Raw genomic sequence first — 6,328 nt, 5'->3', positions numbered from 1 at the left:
GCCCATAATTTAGCGCCACCAGCAGGTGCGACCAACACCATGCTGGTGACTACACCCCCACGTTGCGGTGACAACCTGGGAGCGCAGGTTTAATGTACCTGATGCCACCCCGGATTGCATATATGCACGGGGTGGCTATTTTGTGGTCTCTGGTTTCCTCTCGTTGTTTTTTGGAGATCAGAGTCCATGTTTGTTAATAATAATCAGGGCGCAGGCGCGCCCACGGATCCCCCTGCTGATGGGGCGTTGCCGGTTTATGAGTATGAGGATGTGCGGGTGTTGCTGCTGGGTACGCTTGGCTCGGTGCAGGCGACGATTTCGTTGCTGTTTAAGCTCAACTATGCTGAGCCGAATGATTGGAGTCGGCCTTTAGCGACGGGGCGGCCCAATGAGGTGATGGCGATTTTGACTAAACGGGTCAGGGTGAATTAGGCATCGCCAGTAGGGTGTGACGCGTCGCACCTCTCTGCTGGTTAGGTTGCGAAGTCGGTTGCTTGGGGCTCCTCCGAGTGCCCCAAACCCCAATGGTCAGGGCGGGGCTGCCCGCCCTAAAACCCAGCAGAAGAATATAATGGGTATCCCGAATGGCGTGTTTGGGTGCTCGGTGAGGTGGTTCAGAATTTTGTCGCCACGCGCAAAATTCTGAACGGAGAGGTTGTCTAGTTCCCTGTTAGACAAAAAGGAACATCTCTATTAGTTGCAGACTGTTAGACAGGTACGCTATAGTTCAATTATTCGAAACTTTCGAATAATTGAACTAGGCAAGTTTTATGGCTATCTCTACAATTACCTCTCCAGCCGATTCAGCACTAGCCGCACTTTTTCAACCTCTGCAGCTGGGCGCGATCGCAATTCCCAACCGCATCATCATGGCCCCCCTCACCCGTGCCCGGTCCGGCGTCTCCCGCATTCCCAACGACCTCATGGTGGAATACTACAGCCAACGCGCCAGTGCTGGCCTGATCATCTCCGAAGCTACCCAAATCTCTGAGCAAGCCGCAGGCTGGCAGCAATCTCCCGGCATTTACAATGCTGACCAGATTGCCGGTTGGCAAAAGATTACCGAAGCGGTCCATCAGCGCGGTGGCAAGATTGTTCTACAGCTGTGGCACACCGGACGGGCCTCTCACCCCGACTTTCAACCCAACGGTGATTTGCCCGTATCCGCGTCGGCCATTGCCCCCACAGGAGAGATTCACACACCCTTGGGCAAAAAGTCTTTTGTTAAGCCCCGTCCCCTCACCCTAGAAGAGATTCCAGGTGTAATCGAACAGTATGTAACAGCCACACGCAATGCCAAAGCTGCCGGATTTGATGGTGTGGAAATCCATGGGGCCAATGGCTATCTCATTGATCAGTTTTTGCGAGATGGATCTAATCAGCGTACCGATCGCTATGGCGGCATTACTGAAAATCGGGCTCGATTTTTATTGGAGATTACGGAAGCAGTGGTGAAAGAATGGAGTTGAGATCGCGTCGGCGTGCGCCTGTCTCCCTATGTCGCCTTCAACGATATGAAAGACAGCAATCCCATTGCCACATTTACCTATGTTGCCAAAGCCCTAAGCCAATTTAATCTAGCTTATCTCCATGTTATAGAAGCCGTGCCAGGGCACTTTATGGCAGCAGAGGAAGGCGTTGAACGAATCCTACCCTATCTGCGTCAGGCCTTCGAAGGAGCCATTATTTTAAACGGAGGCTATGACGCCCAAACGGGCGCTGCCGCCATTCAGACGAATGAGACAGATGCGATCGCCTATGGCGTTCCCTTTATCGCCAATCCTGATTTAGTCGAACGATTTCAGCAAAGTGCGCCACTCAATGAAGCCGATCCCGGCACGTTCTACACCCACGATCACAAAGGCTATGTCGACTATCCAGCGTTAGCAGCTTAGGGATCTGCGGCCAAATAATAATGTCTCCGATTAACCTGGTTTCGCCTTCGCTCCACATTCCAGCTTCGAGAGTTGAGCGGAGTCGAAACTCGATCTACGGGTATTTCATTTTCGAGCCAGTCCCTTAGATCCATCTGACTTCGGGGGGGCAAGGATCAAGCTGTGCCTGCCTTTCAGCCATAACGGGCCAAGTCGTTATTAACGGCTCGTTATATTTTCGCAATGCTTGGTCTGCTGCTGCATGGTAGCTATCTTTTTGGTCGATCAGCGTCACCCAAAAACCAGTGTCAGCGATGATCATATTTTTCGCTCCACTCCTTTGCCAGAACTTGCTTGTAGGTGGTGGAGAGGTCTTCTTCTATAGAAAACACACCCGATCAAACCTGATGCTTTGAACCGTTCGTAGACATCTCCTCTGGAGTCATCGGTACCTGTGGCATTGGAGTCTAAGGTTGTAGGGGTTGCTGAGTAAGATGTCATTTATCAATTGCCAGTTTATAGACTGACGATTCAACTCAAGCCTTGGGCAAAACTCCATTATCTATCATCATGTAGACAACCTGTCCCATCTAGATTTTGCATGTTTAATCTACTCATTGGCGAGCTGAAAAGGACGTGGATTCAATTCATACGATATCCGTCCGAGATTATAGGTGGGATCGTCATTATCACCACCGTTTTCTATGGTCTGTTTGTCAGTGCCCAATACATGGCAGGCCCCGCCATGAATTTTGGCGATCGGTTAGATTCTGTGGTGGTGGGCTATGTACTGTGGACCCTGGCGCTGTATATCGTTAACGATATTGCCTTTAATATTCAGTCTGAGGCTCAGACTGGTACGTTAGAGCAACTTTTTCTCTCGCCCTTTGCGGCTCCAACCATCTTTTTTGCTCGGGCAGTGGCTAGCTTAGCGCTACGGATGAGCATCATTGTGCTGATTTTGTTTATCCTGATGGGTATTACGGGGAGCCAGCTTTCATTTCCTTTGGGGCTGATTTTTCCATTACTAACGCTGCTGCTGGCAGCCTATGGTTTGGCATTCATTATGGGGTCTTGTGCGCTGGTGTTTAAACGGGTGCAACAGATTTTGCCAATTTTTCAATTTGCTTTGTTGTTTTTGCTAGCAGCGCCGACTGAAGAATGGAGCGGTCGGGCTAAACTGATTGCTAACTTTTTACCGATGTTGCCCAGTACGGGGCTACTGAGAGATCTGATGGCTCGGGGAGAGGGGTTAGAAGTCTCTTTACTAGGTATTGCTCTACTGAATGGGGCGGCTTATTTTACGTTGGGACTCTTGGTGTTTGGCTGGGCCGAACGTCAGGCCAAACGTAAGGGGATTTTGGGTGGCTATTAGATGGTTGACATTATCTGTAAAAAATAACGCTGCAAGCAGGATTTATGTGCCCTACCCCAGATTTACGGTTAGCTGTAACCAAGCTCAGCGATTAGCGTGTTTGGAAAACGCTGAGGCTAAAGGTGTAGGCGTAGCCTATTAAAAATAAGATTAAAAAGGGTAGGGAAAGATAGTGATGGTTGGTGATTGCGATCGCAATAGTCATGACCAAATACACCACCATAACCAATTCCATATAGGGCACCCAGTTTTTAGCGGCGCGATATTTTTTATCTACCCAGCTTTCTGCCACCCCAATGACACCATGCTTGGGCGTCCGCACAAAGTCACGATTGTTGCGCAGCAGACCATCACAAACGGCCAAAGATTGGTTAATGCTCAGCCCAATCCCCACCCCCATCAGCAAAAACAGATTCCGCAGTAGTCGCCAAGAAAACCAGCCGCCATTAGGCTGTCGCTGTGCAATCACATAAAAGGTAATCAAGCTAAAGCTAGTGGTTAGAGACAAAGGCACATAGAAAAAGAGCGCATACTGCCAGCTGTGGGACATCACATAAAGCTGATAGGGTAAAGAAAGTATCAGCAACACCATCATTAATAGATAGTTGAAGTTGTTGGTCAGGTGAAAAAAGGCTTCCCACTTAATGTAGGCTGGCAGGTTAGCGTGCCAAATGGACGGCAACAGCCGTTTGGCCACTTGACTAGACCCCTTGGCCCAGCGAAACTGTTGGGACTTAAATGAATTCATCTCCATGGGTAGCTCTGCTGGCACCCCAATATCGGGTAGATAAATACATCGCCAGCCTCGCAGCTGAGCCCGATAGGACAGATCCAAATCTTCGGTAACAGTAGAATGTTGCCAACCGCCAGCATCGGTGATGGCCGCCATACGCCACATGCCAGCGGTGCCGTTAAAGTTAAAAAAACAGCCAGTGCGGCTGCGGGATGTTTGCTCAGCTAAAAAGTGCGCATCTAGCATGAGGGCCTGCAGCTCAGTCAGGGTTGAGTAGTGGCGATTGAGGTGATCCCAGCGAGCCTGGACCATTCCCACCTTGGGATCCGAGAAGTAGTGCACCATTTTGAGCAACGTGTCGGGCTGTGGAACAAAGTCAGCATCAAAAATGGCAACCAGTTCTCCAGTGGCGACAGTTAGGCCATGCTTAAGCGCACCTGCTTTAAAGCCTTGACGCTGCTGGCGTTGAATATGTTGGATATTTAAATGCTGCTCTTTGAGTTTTTGGATTTCTTGTTGACAGACCGTATTAGTCTCATCAGTGGAGTCGTCTAGCACTTGAATCTCTAGCTTATCTGCCGGATAATTAAGCTGAGAGACGGCCTGCAACAGCCGTTTTACCACATACATTTCATTAAAAATGGGAAGCTGCACCGTGATTTTGGGAAGTTCGGTGTCGCTATAGTAGTGGCAGGGTTGGGCAGATAGGTGGTGACAGCGGTAAAGCCGCCAGATGATCAGCAGCCGGTGGAAACTGTAAAGGGCAATGGTGAATAAAATGAAGTCATAGGCATTGATGACAATGTCAGACAGGTGCATGTTTTCAAGAAATACGGTTTGAGGTTTACTCAGCAGCTGGCACAGGCATTGTATACGCCAAAATTGTGAATTAGCTGTGTAAAAGATGAGAGGAAACCATAAGAGAAGCTATAGGTTTTGTGACTAGGCTGCTGAAGCGTTTGACACGGCTATCCCAACAGCGTCTCAGTCATCTACTATTGTTTTAGCAGGGTGTGCTTTTGGTAGATAGTCTCCGTTAGTCAAGACATGAAACTATTAAATCAGGCGGCTTTTTTATCGGTGATAGTGGGTTTGTTGGGTGCTGCGGCTTCCGCCGAAGAGATGGCTCCCAATGCCTCTGGCGATACTGAGCAGCCGATTCCAGGGGTGGTACGCCCCCACTGTGCAGGCCAGTCACAAACCGCCATGAATCGCTGTGCTGAGCGCTGGTGGCGTTTAACTGAGACGCTCCATGAAGAGAGCCTGGATGATGCATCCCTGGACCTGCCCCCTCAGGTAAGCGCCCAGCTTTTTCAAGCTGAAATCATGTGGGAGGCCTTTCGCAATAGCCACTGTCAGCTAACAGCGCTGCAGGTGAAAGGGGGGTCCCTATACCGATTTGTACTCAATAACTGTCTGGCCCGTACCACCAATGAGCGTATTGCTGCGATTCAAGCTTGGGGGCCAGTGCCGACTGACTTAGACCAGGCCGAAACATCAATGACCGCAGCCTACGGTAACCTCTTGAGGGAAAGGCAGCCTGACGCCGAGAAACCAGAACTCACCCAGCTGCGTTGGCAGATCTATCGTACCCAACACTGTCGCTATGAGGCTATGCTCCCAACGGGTGAAACGACAGACCCAGAGCTACTGGAAAATCAGTGTCGGGCTCGTCTAGCGGTGGAACGTACGATTCAGCTAGAGCAATTAGTTGAGTACGGTTGGTAGGCGAGTCTCGCACCGCTGGCCACTTAGCTACTATATATGGCCGTTTGGTCCTTTAAAACCAGCATTGTTGGCGGGTCTATCGTAGGCTCCTAACCGGGTCAGGACTCGGCGACAGCCGATAGAGAGCAGCCATGCCCCTAGTATGGTTGGCAATAGGAAAACAGCCATGGTGATTCTGGGAGAATGTTGACCCTCCAAAAGTTTGGCCTGCCAGATGATCAGCAATCGGGCTGGACCTGTTTCAGTGGCCACCCAATGCACAATGAAAGCCATACAAAAGCCAAAGAAACCTATGGGCAGGAGGCAGCCCAGGTTTTGTAACCAGTCTTTTAGGATTGGATGCATGATTCTGATATAGATACAGACAAACCTGTATCTGTGACGAGGAAGCTTTATACTTACAAGCTTCCTGTTTAATTCCTTAAATCCAGAAATTTTGATGCAACCGCCTACATTTATCCAGATGGTGGTACGAAATATAGGTATTTAGTCCAGCCCTTTCAAGGTGATTTTTTAGGCTCTCTATTTTGAGCAAGTAAACGAGCTGTAGAGACATGCGGCTTATTTTTGGGAGGTTTTGGTTTGGAGACTTTTTTCTTTTTACCCCTAGGATGTGAG

At 49.6% G+C, this 6,328-nt stretch carries 6 protein-coding genes and 1 pseudogene; 4 read left to right on the top strand and 3 right to left on the bottom strand.

Annotated elements, in window-relative coordinates; translation table 11 throughout:
• The first annotated feature begins 186 nt into the window (after positions 1-186).
• Together IQ260_RS25785 and IQ260_RS25780 are read left to right on the top strand one after the other, a co-directional pair.
• Positions 187-432 carry a hypothetical protein gene (locus tag IQ260_RS25785; RefSeq protein WP_193995947.1) on the top strand — a complete coding sequence of 82 codons (246 nt, stop codon included), beginning with the start codon at positions 187-189 and terminating at the stop codon, positions 430-432.
• Between the two features lie 338 nt (positions 433-770).
• Positions 771-1,895 (top strand): annotated as a pseudogene (locus IQ260_RS25780) (alkene reductase).
• A 124-nt stretch (positions 1,896-2,019) separates the two neighbouring features.
• On the opposite strand, the gene IQ260_RS25775 reads toward IQ260_RS25780, so the two are convergent.
• Complete coding sequence (locus IQ260_RS25775; protein ID WP_193995946.1) at positions 2,020-2,196, bottom strand: PIN domain-containing protein; 177 nt, start codon at positions 2,194-2,196, stop codon at positions 2,020-2,022.
• Between the two features lie 279 nt (positions 2,197-2,475).
• Between IQ260_RS25775 and IQ260_RS25770 the strand changes: the two genes are divergently transcribed.
• Positions 2,476-3,249: an ABC transporter permease gene (locus IQ260_RS25770; RefSeq protein WP_193995945.1), complete on the top strand. Its 774-nt coding sequence runs from the start codon at positions 2,476-2,478 to the stop codon at positions 3,247-3,249.
• Positions 3,250-3,340: 91 nt separating this feature from the next.
• Here IQ260_RS25770 and IQ260_RS25765 read toward each other — a convergent pair whose 3' ends face one another.
• On the bottom strand, positions 3,341-4,801 hold the full coding sequence (locus IQ260_RS25765) for a glycosyltransferase (protein ID WP_193995944.1): 1,461 nt from the start codon (positions 4,799-4,801) through the stop codon (positions 3,341-3,343).
• Between the two features lie 228 nt (positions 4,802-5,029).
• Between IQ260_RS25765 and IQ260_RS25760 the strand changes: the two genes are divergently transcribed.
• On the top strand, positions 5,030-5,710 hold the full coding sequence (locus tag IQ260_RS25760) for a lysozyme inhibitor LprI family protein (RefSeq protein WP_193995943.1): 681 nt from the start codon (positions 5,030-5,032) through the stop codon (positions 5,708-5,710).
• Between the two features lie 30 nt (positions 5,711-5,740).
• Here the strand turns inward: IQ260_RS25760 and IQ260_RS25755 are convergent, their stop codons facing one another.
• A complete protein-coding gene (locus tag IQ260_RS25755) occupies positions 5,741-5,983 on the bottom strand; it encodes a hypothetical protein (protein WP_228016439.1) in 243 nt (80 codons plus the stop codon).
• Positions 5,984-6,328: the final 345 nt, after the last annotated feature.

The sequence above is a fragment of the Leptolyngbya cf. ectocarpi LEGE 11479 genome (assembly GCF_015207065.1).
GTDB classification, from domain to species: domain Bacteria; phylum Cyanobacteriota; class Cyanobacteriia; order Phormidesmidales; family Phormidesmidaceae; genus Leptothoe; species Leptothoe ectocarpi.
Note: the sequence above shows the minus strand (reverse complement) of the source record. Positions and strands in the feature narration are given on the sequence as shown.

Excerpts from the sequence above, each read along its gene's own strand:
- IQ260_RS25765 (WP_193995944.1), bottom strand. The coding sequence starts at position 4,801 with ATGCACCTGTCTGACATTGTCATCAATGCCTATGACTTCATTTTATTC.
- IQ260_RS25770 (WP_193995945.1), top strand. The coding sequence starts at position 2,476 with ATGTTTAATCTACTCATTGGCGAGCTGAAAAGGACGTGGATTCAATTC.
- IQ260_RS25775 (WP_193995946.1), bottom strand. The coding sequence starts at position 2,196 with ATGATCATCGCTGACACTGGTTTTTGGGTGACGCTGATCGACCAAAAA.
- IQ260_RS25760 (WP_193995943.1), top strand. The coding sequence starts at position 5,030 with ATGAAACTATTAAATCAGGCGGCTTTTTTATCGGTGATAGTGGGTTTG.
- IQ260_RS25755 (WP_228016439.1), bottom strand. The coding sequence starts at position 5,983 with ATGGCTTTCATTGTGCATTGGGTGGCCACTGAAACAGGTCCAGCCCGA.
- IQ260_RS25785 (WP_193995947.1), top strand. The coding sequence starts at position 187 with ATGTTTGTTAATAATAATCAGGGCGCAGGCGCGCCCACGGATCCCCCT.